Origin of the sequence: Pannonibacter anstelovis, from assembly GCF_036881715.1 — a bacterium.
Taxonomy (GTDB): Bacteria; Pseudomonadota; Alphaproteobacteria; order Rhizobiales; family Stappiaceae; genus Pannonibacter; species Pannonibacter anstelovis.
In genome coordinates, this window is the sequence record NZ_JBAKBF010000018.1 from 43,801 (window position 1) to 61,195 (window position 17,395).

The 17,395-nt window shown below is 63.9% G+C and carries 14 protein-coding genes; 2 read left to right on the top strand and 12 right to left on the bottom strand.

Features of this window, described 5'->3' with window-relative positions; genetic code table 11:
* Positions 1-104 precede the first annotated feature (104 nt).
* From V6L75_RS20085 to V6L75_RS20105, 5 genes are all read right to left on the bottom strand, one after another.
* Positions 105-515, bottom strand: a complete 411-nt coding sequence (locus V6L75_RS20085; RefSeq protein WP_147273360.1) for a hypothetical protein — start codon at positions 513-515, stop codon at positions 105-107.
* 163 nt (positions 516-678) lie between these two features.
* On the bottom strand, positions 679-1,164 hold the full coding sequence (locus V6L75_RS20090; protein ID WP_155044760.1) for a DUF411 domain-containing protein: 486 nt from the start codon (positions 1,162-1,164) through the stop codon (positions 679-681).
* A 100-nt stretch (positions 1,165-1,264) separates the two neighbouring features.
* Positions 1,265-3,649: a heavy metal translocating P-type ATPase gene (locus V6L75_RS20095; RefSeq protein WP_334253254.1), complete on the bottom strand. Its 2,385-nt coding sequence runs from the start codon at positions 3,647-3,649 to the stop codon at positions 1,265-1,267.
* A gap of 29 nt (positions 3,650-3,678) precedes the next feature.
* Positions 3,679-5,187, bottom strand: coding sequence for a multicopper oxidase family protein (locus V6L75_RS20100; protein WP_155044758.1), 1,509 nt, complete (start codon positions 5,185-5,187; stop codon positions 3,679-3,681).
* 75 nt (positions 5,188-5,262) lie between these two features.
* The gene (locus V6L75_RS20105; RefSeq protein ID WP_334253255.1) at positions 5,263-5,643 is read right to left on the bottom strand and encodes a hypothetical protein; all 381 of its coding nucleotides are present in this window, start codon (positions 5,641-5,643) and stop codon (positions 5,263-5,265) included.
* A gap of 151 nt (positions 5,644-5,794) precedes the next feature.
* Here V6L75_RS20105 and V6L75_RS20110 point away from each other — a divergent pair, with 151 nt between their 5' ends.
* Entirely contained in the window at positions 5,795-6,199 is a 405-nt protein-coding gene (locus V6L75_RS20110) for a c-type cytochrome (RefSeq protein WP_052174987.1), read from the top strand.
* Positions 6,200-6,405: 206 nt separating this feature from the next.
* On the top strand, positions 6,406-7,683 hold the full coding sequence (locus V6L75_RS20115; protein WP_036709829.1) for an ATP-grasp domain-containing protein: 1,278 nt from the start codon (positions 6,406-6,408) through the stop codon (positions 7,681-7,683).
* Between the two features lie 359 nt (positions 7,684-8,042).
* Here V6L75_RS20115 and V6L75_RS20120 read toward each other — a convergent pair whose 3' ends face one another.
* The 7 genes from V6L75_RS20120 to V6L75_RS20150 all read right to left on the bottom strand — a co-directional run.
* Complete coding sequence (locus V6L75_RS20120; protein WP_334253256.1) at positions 8,043-8,756, bottom strand: M48 family metallopeptidase; 714 nt, start codon at positions 8,754-8,756, stop codon at positions 8,043-8,045.
* The gene (locus V6L75_RS20125; protein WP_334253257.1) at positions 8,743-11,814 is read right to left on the bottom strand and encodes a type I restriction endonuclease subunit R; all 3,072 of its coding nucleotides are present in this window, start codon (positions 11,812-11,814) and stop codon (positions 8,743-8,745) included. Before V6L75_RS20125 ends, V6L75_RS20120 begins: the two co-directional genes overlap by 14 nt.
* Positions 11,815-11,846: 32 nt before the next feature.
* Positions 11,847-13,061 (bottom strand): restriction endonuclease subunit S, encoded by a 1,215-nt coding sequence (locus V6L75_RS20130; protein WP_334253258.1) that lies wholly within the window; start codon positions 13,059-13,061, stop codon positions 11,847-11,849.
* Positions 13,058-15,499, bottom strand: coding sequence for a type I restriction-modification system subunit M (locus tag V6L75_RS20135; RefSeq protein ID WP_334253259.1), 2,442 nt, complete (start codon positions 15,497-15,499; stop codon positions 13,058-13,060). Before V6L75_RS20135 ends, V6L75_RS20130 begins: the two co-directional genes overlap by 4 nt.
* Before the next feature lie 71 nt (positions 15,500-15,570).
* Entirely contained in the window at positions 15,571-15,951 is a 381-nt protein-coding gene (locus tag V6L75_RS20140) for a hypothetical protein (protein WP_068767562.1), read from the bottom strand.
* Complete coding sequence (locus V6L75_RS20145) at positions 15,948-17,270, bottom strand: recombinase family protein (RefSeq protein WP_334253260.1); 1,323 nt, start codon at positions 17,268-17,270, stop codon at positions 15,948-15,950. The genes V6L75_RS20140 and V6L75_RS20145 overlap by 4 nt, the downstream gene beginning before the upstream one ends.
* Positions 17,267-17,395, bottom strand: a 129-nt coding sequence (locus tag V6L75_RS20150) for a DUF2924 domain-containing protein (protein ID WP_334253261.1), incomplete at its 5' end; no start/stop codon positions are given. The genes V6L75_RS20150 and V6L75_RS20145, both read right to left, overlap by 4 nt.

Below are 17,395 nucleotides of genomic sequence, written 5' to 3' on the forward strand. Positions count from 1 at the left end.
ACCCGGGGTTTCGGGTCGCGGTTCTCCGTTCTGTTCGCTGGTCTTTCGGGTTTGCACAGGAGCGGCCGGAGACAACATTCGTTCTCGCGGCCATCCCCTGCGCATCACGCAGCGATAGGACGTGGTGGCCTCAGGATGCCTTCGGGGAAACGGTCGTGCGGATCAGGGCGCACAACCGTGAAAGCCTCACCGCTCGTGGGCGGGCCGAACTCCGGCGGCGCGACGGGAACTGCGGCGGTCAGGCAGGTCTGACAGCAATCCGCAAGGTTTGGGCTACCGTCCGTGTTCACGCAGCTTGGCGATTGATTGGCGCCATGGTCGTCCGACGCGTGATGCTGGGTGCAGTGGCTTGCCTGGGCAGCGGCCTGTTGCTGGTGGATGGCGTGTCCAGTCGGGCTCGCATGGACTGGGACCTGCAGAACCAGTGCGCCGATGGCAAGCAGCAGGATGCAGATCGCAAACCGGCGCAGTCGGCCGCAACTCGCCCGAAATTTGACCCCGGCCCGTTTGGTCATGCGCCACCTTCCTTGCCGGCGGCACGCCGGCCCTGCGCGATGTCGCGTTCATGTCGCGCGCCACCCGACGTGGGGCGCCAGCCCCGCGGACGGAGGCAGGCCGCCACAGCGAGGTGCTGTTTGAGATCATCCGCGAGCCTGGCGTTCATGTCGGCGGCGCCTTTCAGATTTCCCGCGAACCGAGGAAGCGCCCGAAGCTCCGGGTGGTCGGGCCGAACAGGAACGCTTCATACGGCTCGGGATCGACGCCCGGGAAATCCATGCCGGGCGAGCCGGCAGGCATGCCGGGAACGGCCAGCCCCGTCACGTCAGGCCGCTCGGCCAGCAGGCGGCGGATCGCTGCGGCAGGCACATGACCCTCGATCACATAGCCGTCCACCTCGGCAGTGTGGCACGATGCCAGTTCGGCCGGCACGCCGAGGCGCTGCTTGAAGCTGTCCATGTCGGTGGATTCCACCACCCGCACCGGGAATCCCGCATCCTCGATGTGCGCGATCCAGCCATCGCAGCAGCCGCAGGACGGATCCTTGGTAACGCTCACCAGCGGCAGCGTTTCGGCATGTCCCCAGCCGGCCGTGGACATCAGCAGGGGCAGCGCGCCGGCAGCGGCCAGGATGGCGCGCCGGCTGATGTTGCTGTCGTTTCTCATAGTCACACCTTTTTCCATGGATTCATTGTCTCGCCGTCACGGTCCGCATCCGGCTCACAAGGGAGTGATGGGCAAACCGAGGGCCTTGGCACCGGCATCGTCATAGCTTCACCCTCCGCAGCCGAGCGGCATTGGTGATGACGCTGACCGATGAGAGCGCCATGGCGGCGGCCGCAATGATCGGCGACAGCAGGATGCCGAAGAACGGATAGAGGACTCCGGCTGCGACCGGCACGCCGAGCGCGTTGTAGATGAAAGCGAAGAACAGGTTCTGGCGGATGTTGCCCATCACCGCCTGCGACAGCCGGCGGGCGCGGACGATGCCGTTCAGATCGCCCTTCAGCAGCGTGACACCGGCGCTTTCCATCGCCACATCGGTGCCTGTGCCCATGGCGATGCCGACATCGGCGGCCGCCAGCGCCGGCGCGTCGTTCACCCCATCGCCCGCCATCGCCACAACTTCGCCCGCCGCCTTGTGCCGCTGCACCACCGCGCTTTTCTGATCGGGCAGAACCTCGGCCTCGACCTCGTCGATGCCGAGATGGCGCGCGACGGCCTTCGCTGTGGTCCAGTTGTCGCCGGTGAGCATGACCACGCGGATGCCTTGTTCCTTGAGCGCGGCCAGCGCCTCCGGCGTCGATGGCTTGACCGGATCGGCAATGGCGAAGATCGCGGCGACGCGGCCATCCACCCCCATGAAGATCGCGGTCGCCCCGTCCTCGCGCAGCCGGTCGGCCTCATCGGCGAGCGGAGCGACATCGACGCCTTGCTCGGCGAGGAACTTCGCATTGCCAAGCGGAATGCGCTTGCCTTCGACCACCCCGAGCGCGCCCTTCCCGGTCGGCGAGTCGAAATCCGCAACCGGCGCCGTCGCGATCCCGCGCTCCTCGGCGGCGCGGACGATGGCCAGCGCCAGCGGATGCTCGCTGGCCCGCTCCACACTGGCGGCAAGCCGCAGCGCCTCGTCCTCGCTGAAGCCAGCAGCCGGAACGATGGCGGTCACAGCGGGCCGGCCCTCGGTCAGAGTGCCGGTCTTGTCGACGATGATGGTGTTGACCTTCTCCATATTCTCCAGCGCCTCGGCGTTCTTGATCAGCACGCCCGCCTGCGCGCCACGGCCGACGCCGACCATGATCGACATCGGCGTCGCCAACCCCAACGCGCAGGGACAGGCGATGATCAGCACCGACACGGCAGCGATCAGACCGAAGGAGAAACGCGGCTCCGGGCCCCCGATCGACCAGGCGATGAAGGCAAGGATCGCGATCACGATCACCGCCGGCACGAACCAGCCCGACACTTGGTCGGCGAGGCGCTGGATCGGCGCGCGGCTCCGCTGCGCCTCGGCGACAAGCTGGACGATCTGCGACAACATGGTGTCGCGGCCAACTTTCCGCGCCTCGATCACCAGCGCGCCGGACTGGTTCATGGTGCCGCCGATGGCCGATGCACCGGCCTCCTTGGTCACAGGCATCGATTCACCCGTCACCATCGATTCATCGACGGCGCTGCGGCCTTCCAGCACTTCGCCATCGACCGGCACCTTCTCGCCGGGACGCACACGCAGGCGGTCGCCGACATGCACGCTGTCGAGCGGAACCTCCTCCTCCATGCCATCGTCGCGAATGATCCGGGCGGTCTTGGGGGCGAGGTCGAGCAGCGCGCGGATGGCGCCGCTGGTGCTCTCTCGCGCCCGCAGTTCCAACACCTGCCCGAGCAGCACCAGCACGGTGATGACCGCCGCCGCCTCGAAATAGACCGCGACGGAACCGTCATGCTGGCGAAACGCATCGGGAAAGATACCGGGCGCAACTGTGGCGACGACGCTGTAGATCCAGGCGGTCCCGGTGCCCATGGCGATCAGGGTGAACATGTTGAGGCTGCGGTTGACCAGCGACTGCCAGCCGCGCTGAAAGAATGGCCAGCCGGCCCAGAGAACGACCGGCGTTGCGAGGATCAGTTGCAGCCAGTTCGAGGTCAGCTGGCCGACATAATGGCTCAAGCCAAGAAAATGGCCGCCCATTTCGAGGACGACCACTGGTATCGTCAGCGCCAGTCCGATCCAGAACCGACGTGTCATGTCGATCAGTTCCTCGTTGGGTCCGGCCTCGAGACTGACCAGCACCGGCTCCAGCGCCATGCCGCAGATCGGGCAGGAGCCGGGGCCGACCTGCCGGATCTCCGGGTGCATCGGGCAGGTATAGATCGTCCCCTCGGGCACCGGCTCTGCCGTGGCCGCCGCGGTCGCCGGATCGAGGTAACGTTCCGGCTCTGCCAGGAACTTGGCCCGGCAGCCGGCGGAGCAGAAGTAATACGGCCGGCCGGCATGCTCGGCCTTGTGCTCGGTCGTGTGCGGGTCGACCATCATGCCGCAGACAGGGTCCTTGACCTTGTGCGTGTCGTCCCGCGCGACGGCGGCGTGGTCATGCGCGTGATCGTGCACATGGCCGTGGTTGTGGTGATGGTGATCTGTCTTGCTGGCCATTTCTCACGCCTCCTTGGCGGTTTGCCCGATCATGCGTTGACTGCGAATTCGGTCATCATGCCGGTCTCGAGATGCGGCATGTGGTGGCAATGCAGCATCCAGCGCGCGACCTCGCCGGCGTCGAGCGCGATATCGACCATCGACATCGGCGGCACGTATACCGTGTCGCGCAGCGCGCCTCGGACCGCACGCCCGTTCAACCCGACGACTTGGAACACATGTCCGTGCAGATGCATCGGGTGGCCCATCATCGACATGTTGTGGAAGGACAGCACGACCCGCTCGCCGCTCTGTGCGGCAAGCGGGCGATGCTGGCCCCAGACGGCCCCGTTGATCGTCCACACATAGGGCTGCATCGAGCCGCCCAGCATCACCATGTGGCTGCGGTCCACCGGCCGATCCGGCAAAGCGCCCGCGGCGATCAGACGCGTCTCCTGCGCAAGGTCGCTGTCGAAGGCAGGCGCTTCGGCCTCCGCCATGGTGTCGATGCGCCGTATTTCGGCGCCCTGCGTGGTAAGGATCAGCCCGGTCCGCTCTCGCGCGCCTTCCCGCAGCGCGAGGATCGGCCAGGCGCCGCCCTCCTGCGGCAGGTCGATCTCGAGGTCTAGCCGTTGGCCCATGGCCAAGCCGAACCGCGTGCCGGGGACGGGCTGAACGGCATGGCCATCGACCGCGACGAGCCGGGCCTGCGCTTCGCCAGTCTCGATCCAGAACACCGTTGCCGCGGCGGCGTTGATCACCCGCAGGCGGATGCGCCCGCCGCGCTCGACCTGCACCACCTCGGGATCCGAAAGCGTGCGGTCGTTGGCGAGATAGGCGTCCCAGTCGTAGTCGTTGAGGTCCATCGCCATGCCGTCCATGGCGCCCATTCCCGTCATGCCACCCATGGCGCCGTGATCCATGCCACCCATCGGCATGTTCCCCATCGCGCCGTGGTCCATGGCCGCCATGCCGCCCATGACCGCGCCGTGGCCGCCTCCATGACCGCCGGCGGTCCCGTGGCCGCCAAGGATCTCGGCCATCACCTCCTCGGGTGCCTTGAACGAGAAATCATGCAGGAACAGCACCACCTCCTGCCGGTCGGCGGCGACATCCTCGGCGCTGCGCACGATCAGCGGCGCGGCCAGAAGGCGCATCTCGTGCAGCGGCACATGCGCGTGCATCCAGTAGGTGCCGGGCAGCGGCGCGAAGTCATAGGCGCGAGTCTCGCCAGGGGCGAGCATCGGCAAAGGCATGTCGGGCACGCCATCCTGTGCGTTGGGCGGGATCTGGCCGTGCCAGTGGATCAGCGTGTCAGTATCGAGATCGTTGCGCAGATCCACCCGGAACCGCGCGCCGGGATCGAGTGTCAGCCCCTGTCCGGCTGGCCCGGCAAGACCCCAGACGGTGGCGGCGCGACCGTCGATGTCGAGCGTCCGGGTGGCGGCGTGCAGCGACAGCGGGGCGGCGCCCTGCGCTGCCGCGATCCGGGGCAGATGCGCATAGGCCAGCATGGCGGCGCCAGCGGCAAGAAAGCCGCGTCGTGAAAGGGTATTCATGGTCGTCTCCTCGGGACAGCTCGTCCCGTTCATCAAAACCGACAAGACGCCGCGGGCCTCGGCCCGGACGCGCGATCAGAGGAGACGGTGCTTGGGAGGTCGTTCGTTCAGTCCAGGTGCCCGACCGGCAAGCACTGCACCGGTGGGCAGGTCATGGCTGGCAGGCGCGTAAACGCTGGGCGAGTCTTCCCTCGGAAATGTCAGAAAGACCAAAAGACCTGAACAAAACAACTCACAGCTTCCAGCATCCATCGATCCGCAGTGCTGTTCGCCGTCACAGGAACGGTCGCTGCCGGCCGCAACCTGCATCATCTCGCCGACATGCACCGAGTGATCCGGCTCTGCGCTCAAGCGCGCCGCATGCGCGGAGGTCACCGTCGTCATGACGGCGATCGCGAGTACGGCAAGCATGGTGACGAGGCGCGAGAACATGCCGGAAAGATAGGCGCTGGTCACGGGAATGTCCATTGCCTCCGGCGTCGCGCCTCTGGCAGAAATTCATCCTCGGCATATAGCCAATAGAAATTCCTCGCCACCAATCATGCAACTCATGCGAAAAGAACTCCGTAATATCTTGTGGCCCGGGTTGCTCGTCGGAGGCCTGGTCATGGCGGTCTTCGCTGGCAGGCACTATGCCCAGACCGCATCCAACGCCGCGTCATCTGCAGAAGTCATCGAACAGGGCCGGCAGATCTATGCGGACCAATGTGCGTCCTGCCACGGTGCGCAGCTCGAGGGGCAGCCGGACTGGAAGACGCCCCTTCCGTCCGGGCGTCTCCCGGCGCCACCGCACGATGCCGGCGGCCACACGTGGCACCATCCCGATGACATCCTGTTCCGCATCGTCAGGGAAGGCACGGCCGCCATCGTCGGGGGCGGCTATGAGAGCGACATGCCGGGGTTTGCCGATCTTCTCAGCGACGCCGAGATCCGGGCTGTCCTCGCCTATATCAAGAGCACCTGGCCAGAGCGCGAGCGGACCTACCAGGAGAATGTGTCGCAACCACACTGATGGCACCTTCGGGATGGAGCTGCCCCTGCGACCGGCAGTGCAATTTCCCGAGGCCCACCGGTCACAGTTGATGCCGCCGAACAGAAGCGGCATGTTTGGATCGACCTGATGGCGAAACCTTTGGGAGGGATGTTCGTGGGATTATTCATGGCTTACTTGGCATTTGAAGCGCGCTCGATCTTGGCGCCGCCTCGGGTTTTCCCTCGATGAACAATCCCGGCTCCAGTTCATCGAAGCGGGTTCAGGACCGCACGGACCGACTCAACAAGAACTGCTTCTGCGTTACACTGGACCTTCCATCGCTGCGCGAAGCGATGGAGCGCGAGGCCGGTGAGCCGGCATTCTTCGAGACGTTCATCCGCCCCAAGGCCCATCTGTTCTCGCACGTACCGGTGTTCCTTTCGGCCACCACCGTGGATGAGATGCGCGCCATCGCAGCGGCTGTGGAGACCACCGCCCAACTCGCGGCATACAAAGCCGCGGTCCTTTCCTGGGCGCCGGAAATCGCGCGGGCGGATCACGGTCCGATCGGGGCATTGATGGGCTACGACTTTCATCTTGGCGAAGACGGCCCCCGGCTGATCGAGATCAATACCAACGCCGGCGGGGCATTTCTCAATGCCTTTCTTGCAAGGGCGCAGCGCGCGTGTTGTGCCGAAATGGACATCCCCCCGACGCTGCTATCCTTTGAGGACGCGGCGTTCCGCATGTTCCAGAACGAATGGATTCGGCAGCGTGGAACGGGCGCGCCAGAACGCATCGCCATCGTCGACGACAATCCGCCGGAACAGTATCTTTATCCCGAATTCGTGCTCGCGCGGCAAGTTTTGGCGGCACGAGGGGTAGACGCGGTCATCGCCGACGCCGGTCACCTTAGCTACGACGATGGTCAGCTCAGCGTCGACGGAAAGACGATCGATCTCGTTTACAACCGGGTCACCGATTTCGCCTTTGATCAGCCCGAGCACAAGGCATTGCAGGAATCCTACCGTGATGGCGCGGTTGTCGTAACGCCGAATCCGCACAACCACGCGCTCCTTGCCGACAAGCGCAACCTTTCGCTTCTTTCGAATTCCGCGACACTTGAGGCATGGGGAGTCGACCCGGGGATTCGGGCCGGGCTTGCTGCCGTTCCACGCACCGTTCTGGTCAATCCCGACAACGCTGATGCACTTTGGAAATCCCGCAAGGACCTGTTCTTCAAGCCGACAGGAGGACATGGTGGCAAGGCGGTATATCGTGGCGACAAGCTGACGAAAGGAGTCTGGGCGGAGATCGCGGGAGGCGGATACGTTGCCCAGACGCTGGTCCGCCCCAGCGAGCGCATGATCAAGATCGACGAGACACCCCAGAGGCGCAAAATGGACGTGCGACTGTATACCTATGATGGGCAGGTGCTTCTGGTGGCCGCGCGCCTTTATCAAGGCCAGACCACAAATTTCAGGACGCTAGGGGGTGGGTTCGCGCCGGTGTTCGTGATCTGAAGCGAGAGCTGTTGGGATCTTGTATAATGAAATCAATCCCTTAAGGTGGAGAAGGTTGGACGTCAGACCCATCCCCTCCGCCACTTCCCTTCAAGGAATCGTTCTCCCGATCCCGCCTCGGCCGGATTTTCCCGTTGCTTTCGAGGGTTATACGCGGTTGGCTTTGCACTGGCGTCCTCGCTGCAGCAGCCGGAATGGTTCTCTGAAGCCCGATATTCTCCGGACCTCTCGACTGCGAGCATCCGGTGTAGAGCCCGTAACCGATTGAAAATATAGGGGCAGATCCTCGCGCCACCTGAACACTTCGACGCCGGTGGCGTTCGTGAGATGGAACAGAAATCGAACTCCTGCAGCGAGCTTCAATCCGACAGGGGAAGCGCGTTGAGGTCTGACCGGATTTGTCGCCACCCCGGCATGTTTCGATCGAGGGTGTTCAAGAAGAGCTCGTCGTGTCGCGGTGATACGAAATGGGCCATTTCATGCAGGATGACGTAGTCGAGGGCGGCCAGAGGCTTCTTCGCCAGGTCGAGGTTCAGCCACACGAGCCCCTTTTCGGGATTGCAGCTGCCCCACTTCGTCTTCATCAACCTGATGCCCCACCGCGGTACCGGTACGCCCAGCCGATCCGACCACTTGACAATACGGGGAGCGGCCTTTTCCCGCAGCTGCGATCGGTACCACGTCGCCATCCTGCGTGCATTCTGATCGGGCGTTGAGCCTGCTGGCACCAACATCGTCAGGCGATCCGAAGCGTCTGGACGGATTGCGCAGCGGTTCTTGTCGGTCGGCTGGACCAGAAGCCTGAGCGGTTTCCCGAAGACAAAATGGGTTTCGCCTGAGACATACCGGCGTTCGGATTGGCGGGCCTGACCCTCGAACTCGCGCTGCTTTTTCTTGATCCAGCCGAGCCGGGTCACAACCGCCACCCGGACAGCGTCTTCGCTGATGGCTGAAGGGGCAGCGACCCGCACGCGACCGGCCGGAGGATAGACCCCGATATGCAGGTTCTTGATCGGTTTGCGGACCAGTTCTACCGACAGCCCGGCGATCTCGATCACTTCAGTATTCATCATGGGACCGAATGATCTCGATGATGCTGTCCACGGCGTCCTCCGCATCGAGTATCTCCAGCAGTTTTCGCCGCAGCATCCGCTCCTTCATCTTGTTGCCGCGCCATCCCGTCTGGGCGGTGCTTCGGATTGCCTCATCAACCGCCATGGTCGCGGCTTCATCCTGAGCGAGATTGTCATAGAGCGCCTTGCGCCCTGTCGTGGTCATGGTCGGCGGGTATTCGCTGCCGTGCCCGGCCTTTACCGCCCTGACCAGTTCCGCGATCTTTTCCAGGTATTCCGCGTAGGCGATGGCGTCGTCCTTACGTTTCTTGACTAGGTCGGTCAGCAGCTCGGACATTCGTTCGTAGAACTTCGGGTTCACCGGCGTTTCATCGATGATCAGCCTGCGCACGTTGTTCTCGATGGCTTCGGCCACGTTCTCACGCTTCGTCTTCAGAGAACTCGGCAACTCCCCCTCGGCTGCCGCCCCTTTGCTCGCCACCAGGTCGATCAGGCTGATATCGTCCAGATGCGAGATTACCTCGGATTCGTCGGCCTTGATATAGGTGTCGATTAGGTGCCGCATCGCGGGTTCGAACTGTTTCATGTCCACGGCATCGCCGCTGTGCAGGCGCACAGCATCCCGTAGCGAAATCGCCCGTTCCACCTCGTTGCGGTACTGCGCCAACTGCAGGTCATTGACCCCGGAGGCTGCGGGATCATCCGCCACCGATGCGAAGGCACGGGCATAGGCCCCTGCCAGCTTGTAGAGAGCCTGACGCCGCCGCGCCTTTTCATCGGCCTGCGGATCGGCCTCCCATCCTCCGGGACTGGAGAAATAGGCAAGCATCTGGTCGTCGCCTTTGGGCTGCTCAACCGGATCAAGAAGCCCGAACCACGCATCGCGCGCGGCCATCAGATCCTCGCCCGCCTTTTCGGCCCGCGAAGAAATCAGCCCCTCGACATCGGCAGCATCGAAGGCGTCGAAGGCGCCCGAGGTATAATCCTCGACGGCCGTTTCGATGTTCTTGAACAGGTCCTTGTAGTCGACGACATAGCCGTAATCCTTGTCGTCACCGTCCAGGCGGTTCACCCGGCAGATCGCCTGGAACAGGCCATGGTCGCGCATCTGCTTGTCGATGTAGATGTAGGTCGCCGTCGGCGCATCGAAGCCGGTCAGCAGGCGGCTGACGACGATCAGCAGCTTCATCTGCGCCGGTTCCTTGCGGAACTTCCGCAGCGCCTCGGTCTCGTAGGCCTCTTCATCCGTGCCCAGATCGGTCATCAGTCGGTCATAAACGCGATAGACGTACTGCTTTTCCGTCTCGCCCATCCCGGCCTCTTCGCCGGTCAGTTCCGAGGCGTTGCGGGTGTACGACGTGACGATGGCGCATTTCCCGGCAAGGTCAGAACCGGAATTGCGGAAGATCTCGAACAGCCTGCACGCCTCGGGGATCGAGCCCGCGACCAGCATGGCGTTCCCACGGCCTGCCTTCAGGCGCGGCTTCAGCTCCATGTCCATGATGATGTCGTTGGCGATCTGTTCCAGGCGATCCTTCGAGGACAGCACGCGCTGCAACGTGCCCCATCGCTGTTTCAGGGTCGCCTTGGCCACCGGGGTCAGGCCCTTCGTTTTGGCCTCGAACCATTCGTCGATCTTTTTGGGAGAGGCCACGCGCTGGTCGATATCGCGCGCCTCGTATCGCAGATCCAGCACGACGCCATCCTCGACGGCCTCGTTGAAGCGGTAGGGTGTCCCGATATAGGGGCCGAAAACCTCGAGCGAGGTCTGCTTGTCCGACCGCAGAAGCGGCGTGCCTGTGAAGCCGAAGAACACCGAACCCGGCAGGATCGACCGCATCGCGCGGGCCAGCTTGCCCGATTGGGTCCGGTGCGCCTCGTCGATGAAGACGAAAAACTCGCCAACCGGCGCGCCGATCTGGCCGCGCTGGATGTCGGCGATCATCGCACCCAGCTCGTCCTCTTCGCGCCGCCCGAACTTGTGGACCAGCGAGGAAACGACGCGGTCCTTCGGGTCGGCCAGTGCCGCCAACAGATCGGCGCCGGATTTCGCGCGGCGCACCTTGTCGCCGGTGTTGCCAAAGACCGCCTCGATCTGGTCGTCCAGTTCCTTGCGGTCTGTCACAACGAGGATCCGCGCATCGGGGCGGGCCTCGCGGATCCAGCGGGCCAGCATCACCATGATCAGGCTTTTCCCCGAGCCTTGGGTCTGCCAAATGATCCCGCCCTTCTTCGCCGCCACGGCCTCTTGCGCGGCCTTCACGGCGAAATACTGGTTGGGGCGGGCGACCTTCTTGATGCCGGCATCGAACAGGATGAAATCGTTGATCAGCTCCAGGAACCGCGCGGGCGCCAGCATCTGCGCCACATCGCGGTCGAGCGGGTTGGTGATCGCGCTCTCCTCCTTCCAGGCCAGCCAATAGGGCTGCGGGGTCTGGATCGCGGCATAGCGCAGGCCCTGCATGTCGTTGCCGGCAAAGGTGATCTGCACCGTGGTGAAGAAGTGGCGGATGAACTCGGGGCGCTGGTTGTCCAGCGTCTGGCGGATGCCCTCGCCGAGGCCCACGGTGGATTTCTTCAGCTCCACCACACCCAGCGCGATGCCGTTCACATACATCACCAGGTCGGGGCGCTTGTTGTAGGCCTTGGGGTTCTTGGCGGCGACCGCCACCTCTTCGGCGACGCCCAGATCATTGGCGGCGGGGGTGTCCCAATCGACGAAGCGCACGGTGACCGGGGCCTCGCCGGGGCCGGGGGTGACCTGCACGCCATAGCGCAGCATGTCATAGGTGGCGCGGTTCGCCTCATAAAGCTTCAGCCCGTCCATCCGGGCGGTGCGTTGCAACTCGGCGATGGCCTTGGTCGCCACCTCGGGGTCATGGCCACGGGCCAGCAGCCAGGGGCGCAACAGGGAGGGTTCGATATTGGCGTTGCCTTCACGCTTCTGCCAGTCGCCGAGGTAACGCCAGCCGAGTCCGCCGGTCTGCCCGGAGGTATCGCCGCACAGCTGCGCGATCATGCGGTTCTGCGTGGCGCGTTCCGGATCGCCGATGGCCATGAAAAAACCTCCTTAAAACACTGGTACATGAGTCAGACCAGCCTGACGCGCCCTGTCAAAAGGTTTTGCATCATCCCCTCCTTCACCGCCCGCGCCTTGGCGAGGCGGGCGTCGAGGACCTCCAGTTCGATAGACATATCCCGCAGAATCTCGCCGATCGCTTCTCGTTCCTTCCGGTTGGGAATACGAACGGTCATGTTGCGGAACTTTGGAAGCGTCACGATGTATCTCGTGCCACTTCCATCCGCATTCTGCCGTGCTTGGGCTCGAAAGGAATCGATCTCGAACATGTGTGCCCAAAAGTCGAGGCAATCTTCTTCTTTGAAGCGCAGCCTGACGACGTGATAACTGTATGTCGCGTTTGGGATATCTTCAGCAGCCACGGCACTTCTTGCGATGTCGTCTGGCGTCTCTGAGGTAGGGGTAAAGAACACATCGCCCTTCCGAACGGAACAGCGCCGTGCTTTTGCTTCAGGGGCGGTTACCCAGTGATCGAGAATTGTGCCGCGAATGTAAGTCTCGCGATACACGTCTGTGTAGTTGAGAAGGCGAACCGGCTGCTCACCTTCGCGCAGTTTTTTGTCAACGCCGGAGCCGGAGATTTCGCCCAGTTCGCCCAGCCTCTTCACCTCCCACTCCCCCGAGAACCCCGGCAGGCGCCGGCGGGCCGTGAGGAGGTCTTGCATCGCGCCCTGCTTGATCAGGCGCTTCTTGGCGATCACCCGCTCCAACCCCGCCACCACCCCATCCGCATCCGACAACGCGGCGGCGATGGCCTGTTGTTCGGGGAGAGGGGGCATCGCAACGATCAAGCGTCCAAAAGTTGACTTGTTTATGATCGGAACCGCTTGCTCGCTTGCCTGCCCTCTAATCTCGTTTGCTGAGAGGCAGAGGAAATAATACAGAAAATCACGGTCGATCTTTTCCGATGGGATCACCGCGTTGATTTGCTGATTTGTTGCCATAGGGATGGCGGCCATACCCACTTTGCCGATGGTCGATCCGATGCAGACGACTAGAATCGAACCTGCGGGCAAACGTCGAGCTCTATTCCAGCCTGCCAACGATAGGTTCTTGTCTGTTGTGGTGATCCAGCGTTGGGCACCGATATCGGCAGGCGAGGCGAACGGAACATCGTTGCCGTAGAGTGATCTGTCAGAGGTTGGGGGCGTTCCGCCCGTCTCAATTCGAGCGACCTCTGCAAGCTCTCGGCTGTCCCAAGCCGCGATTGCGTTCATTGGTTTCATTGAGGCGCCACCCCCATCGCTGCCAGATGCCCGGCCACCCGCGCCTCCAGCCCGGCCAGATCCTCCATGATCTGCGGCAGGGTCTGGCCATAGCGTTCGGTCAGCACCCGCACGCGGGCGGTCAGCGTCTCCGTCCGCGCCTCGACCTCGGCCCCGATGGCCGCCGTGATGTCGGCCAGCCACTTGTCCTGCACCACAAGGGTCTGGATCTCGCCCATCGTCAGGGTGGGGTATTTCTTCAGCACCGCTTCGGTCAGCCGGGCCTCGGCCTCTTTCGCCGCGCGTTTCGCCTCGGCCTCTTCCTCGAACAGCTGGGCCGCCTGTTTCAGCAGGGCCTTTTCATCCGGCTCCAAGCCCCTGTCCTTCAGCCGCGCCTTCACACCGCCCGCCGTCAGCTTGCCGCCGTCGGCCATCAATTCCTCGAACAGCCCACCCTCGGCCCCGTGTTCCTCGGCCATCTCCTCGATCTCGCGCCCCAGTTCCTCGGTCCGGGCAGTGGCCTGATCCAGCGCGGCCTTGAGGTCGGCGAAGAAGCGCGCGGTGATCAGGGCGGGCGGGATCACATCGGCCACAAGGCGGACCTTGTTCACCGTCAGGTCGCCCTCTTCCAGCCATTTCACCTTGCCGTCGTCGCTGGTTTCCTTGCGCGCCTCGCGCAGATCACGCGCCGCCAGCCAGCCGCCGCCAGCGATGATGAACACATCGTCCTGCATGGTGGCGGCCCAATAGGCCATCAGGCGCTGATAGGCCTCATACTTGTCGACCAGGGGGGCGGCGTCGAAGCGGGCCAGCATATCCTCGGCAATCGTATGGATCAGGTCGCGCGGGTGGTCGCCCTGTTTGATGCCCACCAGGAGGGGGGTGTTGGCGGTGATCCAGCCGTTGAGGATGGCGGTGACCTGCGCGCGGAAGGCCGCGAAATCCGGGTGGTTGCGGATGGTCGTGCGCACCTGATCAGGGACGACCAGCGGATCGGCGTAGCCCTTGCGCGGGTTCGGCCCGAAGAGCGTGGCGCGCAGCGTGGGCATGACGGCCCAGAACTCGCCCAGCGCGTCAATGTCCCTCTCCGGCACGCCGCCATGCAGGTGGGCGGTGATGTCCTGCAGATCCTCGGGGTCGGAGCCGTCGATGTAGCGGGGAATGTTGAGGTTGAAGTCATTACGGGCGATCTCGTCGAAGGGGACGAGGCGGGAATAGCCGGGGATCGTCTGGGCGCGCGTGAAGGCGTCGATGATCTTGTGGATGTCCCGCTCGCGCAGGCGGTTCTTGTTGCCGTCCTTGATGAAGCCCCTGGAGGCGTCGATCATGAAGACGGGGCGGTTGGCGGTGGCCTCGGACTTGTCGAGCACGATGATCGAGGCGGGGATGCCGGTGCCATAGAATAGGTTTGCGGGCAGGCCGATGACGCCCTTGATGTAGCCCCGTTTCAGGATCTTCTCGCGCAGCTTCGCCTCGGCATTGCCACGGAAGAGGACACCATGCGGCAGGATGACTGCGCCCGAGCCCGTGGCCTTCATCGAGGCGAGGATGTGCAGGAGGAAGGCGAAATCGCCGTTCTTGGCGGGCGGTTCGCCATCGTCGAACCGGCCGTACTTCGTTTCCGAGGTCAGCCCGGCGGCCCAAGCCTTGGCCGAAAAGGGCGGGTTGGCAACAACGAAATCGAAGGTCTGCAGGGTGTGGGCGTCGGCCAGGAAGTGCGGTTCGGCGATGACATCGCCCTGCGCGATCTCGGCTGTGGCGCGGTTGTGCATGATCATATTCATGCGCGCGAGGCCGCGGGTGGCGATGTCCATCTCTTGCCCGAAGATGGTGATGGGCACGCGGGCGGTCTCGGCAGCTTTCAGCAGCAGCGAGCCCGAGCCGCAGGTCGGGTCGTAGACGGTTTGCTTCGGGCTGGTCGCGCGGCTGACGCCCGCCACGGCGGCGACGACGCGCGAGACCTCGGCCGGGGTATAGAACTGCCCCTTGGACTTGCCCGCCTCGGTCGCGAAGTTGCGCATCAGGTATTCGTAGGCGTCGCCGAGGATGTCGTCGCCGTCGGCCCGGTTCTTCGAGAAGTTCAGTTCTTCTCTGCTGAAGATGTTGATAAGCGCGGTCAGCGTGTTGATCATCTTCTGGCCGCGTCCAAACTTCTCTGCGTCGTTGAAGAAGGCCCGGTCGATCACGCCACTGAGGTCGTTCTCTTCGGCGATGCGGGCGATGATCGTGTCCATCCCCTCGCCGATGTTCTTGGACCCGCGCAGGGCCTTCATGTCATCGAAGGATGCGCCTGGCGGCACCTCGATCAACGCGTCGGGCTGGCCCGCGCGGTCGGAGACGTATTTCACAAAGAGGAGGGTGAGGATGTAATCCTTGTAAAGCGAGGCATCCATGCCGCCGCGAAGCTGGTCGCAGCTTTCCCAAAGGGATCGGTATATGTCGCTCTTCTTGATGGCCATTTGATGCCCCTACCAATTTCTGATGCCCCCTCTTGGCAGCACGGTTTGGATAGGGTGCTCAGGGGATTCCGCTATCTATCCGATGTCTGTCTTGACCATTCAACCGGAAACGGCTCCAGAACCCGCGCAAGTGTCAACTCCGGCCGCTGCCTTCCATCCAGGATCGCCTCAACGATATCTGGCGCCAGAAGGGTCAGGCGCAAGAGGCGAGCCATGTAAGTGAAGGCGATCCCTTCCATCTCAGCCAGTTCGGAAATCGACGCGAACTCGCCCGAGTCCAGCATCCGCTTCCAGCGAAACGCGCGGGCCAGTGCCTTGACGAGTGCGTCATCGGGGCGGCGCGGGGTGGACGCGCCTTCGGGCAACTGCATCTCCTTACGCCCCCCACGCTTCACGAGGCGGAACGGGACATGGATGGTGACAGTATCGGGGACCGGGGTGGCGCGGGTCATGCGGCTGCTCCTATGTCGGCGGTGATTTCGCGCGCCAGCCCGGCCAGTCCGTCCATACGCAGCCGGACGTTCAGGCCTTCCGTGACGATCTCGACCCGCTCGACCAGCAGTGCCACGATGCGCGCCTGTTCGGACGGGAACAGTTCATCCCACAGCGGATCGAGCTGCTGCAGCGCCGCGCGGGCGTCGACTTCGGTGACTCCGTCAGCGCGGGCACGCGCAGCCTTCCATGTCCCTGCCACGATCTCGGGCTGGCGGAACACGGCGCGAAGCTGGTCGATGACGGCGGTCTCGATCTCGCCAGCGGGCACGCGGCCGACCGGGCAAGATCTAGCGCCATGCTTCAGCACGGTCTGGCTGACATAGTAGCGGTAGAGCCTTTCGCCCTTGCGGGTATGTGTCGGCGAGAAGGCGGCGCCGTCAGGACCGAACAGAAGCCCCTTCAGCAGCGCGGGCGTGTCGGCGCGGGTGCGGGCGGCGCGCTTGCGGGGGCTCTCCTGCAGGATGGCGTGAACCTTGTCCCATGTCTCGCGGTCGATGATCGCGTCGTGCTCGCCGGGATAGCTGTCGCCCTTGTGGACCGCCTCGCCGATATACGCGCGGTTGGACAGCATCCGGTAGAGGTACTTTTTGTCGATCCGGTTGCCGCGCGGCGTGCCGAGGCCACGCGCGCCGACCTCGCGGGCCAGCAGCGTGCAGGAGCCGATCTCGATGAAGCGGGCGAATATCCAGCGCACATGCTCGGAGTTCTCCTCGTCGACCAGCAGCTTCCGGTTTTCCACCCGATAGCCGAAGGGCGGCACCCCGCCCATCCACATCCCCTTCTTCCGACTGGCGGCGACCTTGTCGCGGATGCGCTCGGCCGTCACCTCGCGCTCGAACTGGGCGAAGGACAGAAGGATGTTCAGCGTCAGCCGCCCCATCGACGTGGTGGTGTTGAACGACTGCGTGACCGAGACGAAGGTCACGCCGTTCCGGTCGAACACCTCGACCAGCTTGGCGAAGTCGGCCAGCGAGCGGCTGAGGCGGTCGATCTTGTACACCACCACCACATCGACCAATCCGTCCTCGATGTCGGCCATCAACCGCTTCAGGCCCGGGCGTTCAAGCGTGCCGCCGGAGATGCCGCCGTCGTCGTACTGATCGCGAACCAGCACCCAGCCCTCGGACCGCTGGCTGGCGATGAATGCCTCGCACGCTTCGCGCTGGGCATGCAGGCTGTTGAACTCCTGCTCCAGCCCTTCCTCTGAGGATTTCCGAGTGTAGACAGCGCAGCGAAGCTTGCGGACGACCTTTGATTTTTCGGGCGGCTTCGTCATGTCCGCCCCCTGTGGTTCTTGAGACCGAAGAAGACCCAGCCATTCCAGCGAGTGCCGGTGATGGCGCGCGCGATGGCGGACAGCGACTTGTAGGGGCGCCCCTGCCATTCAAAGCCGTCGGACAT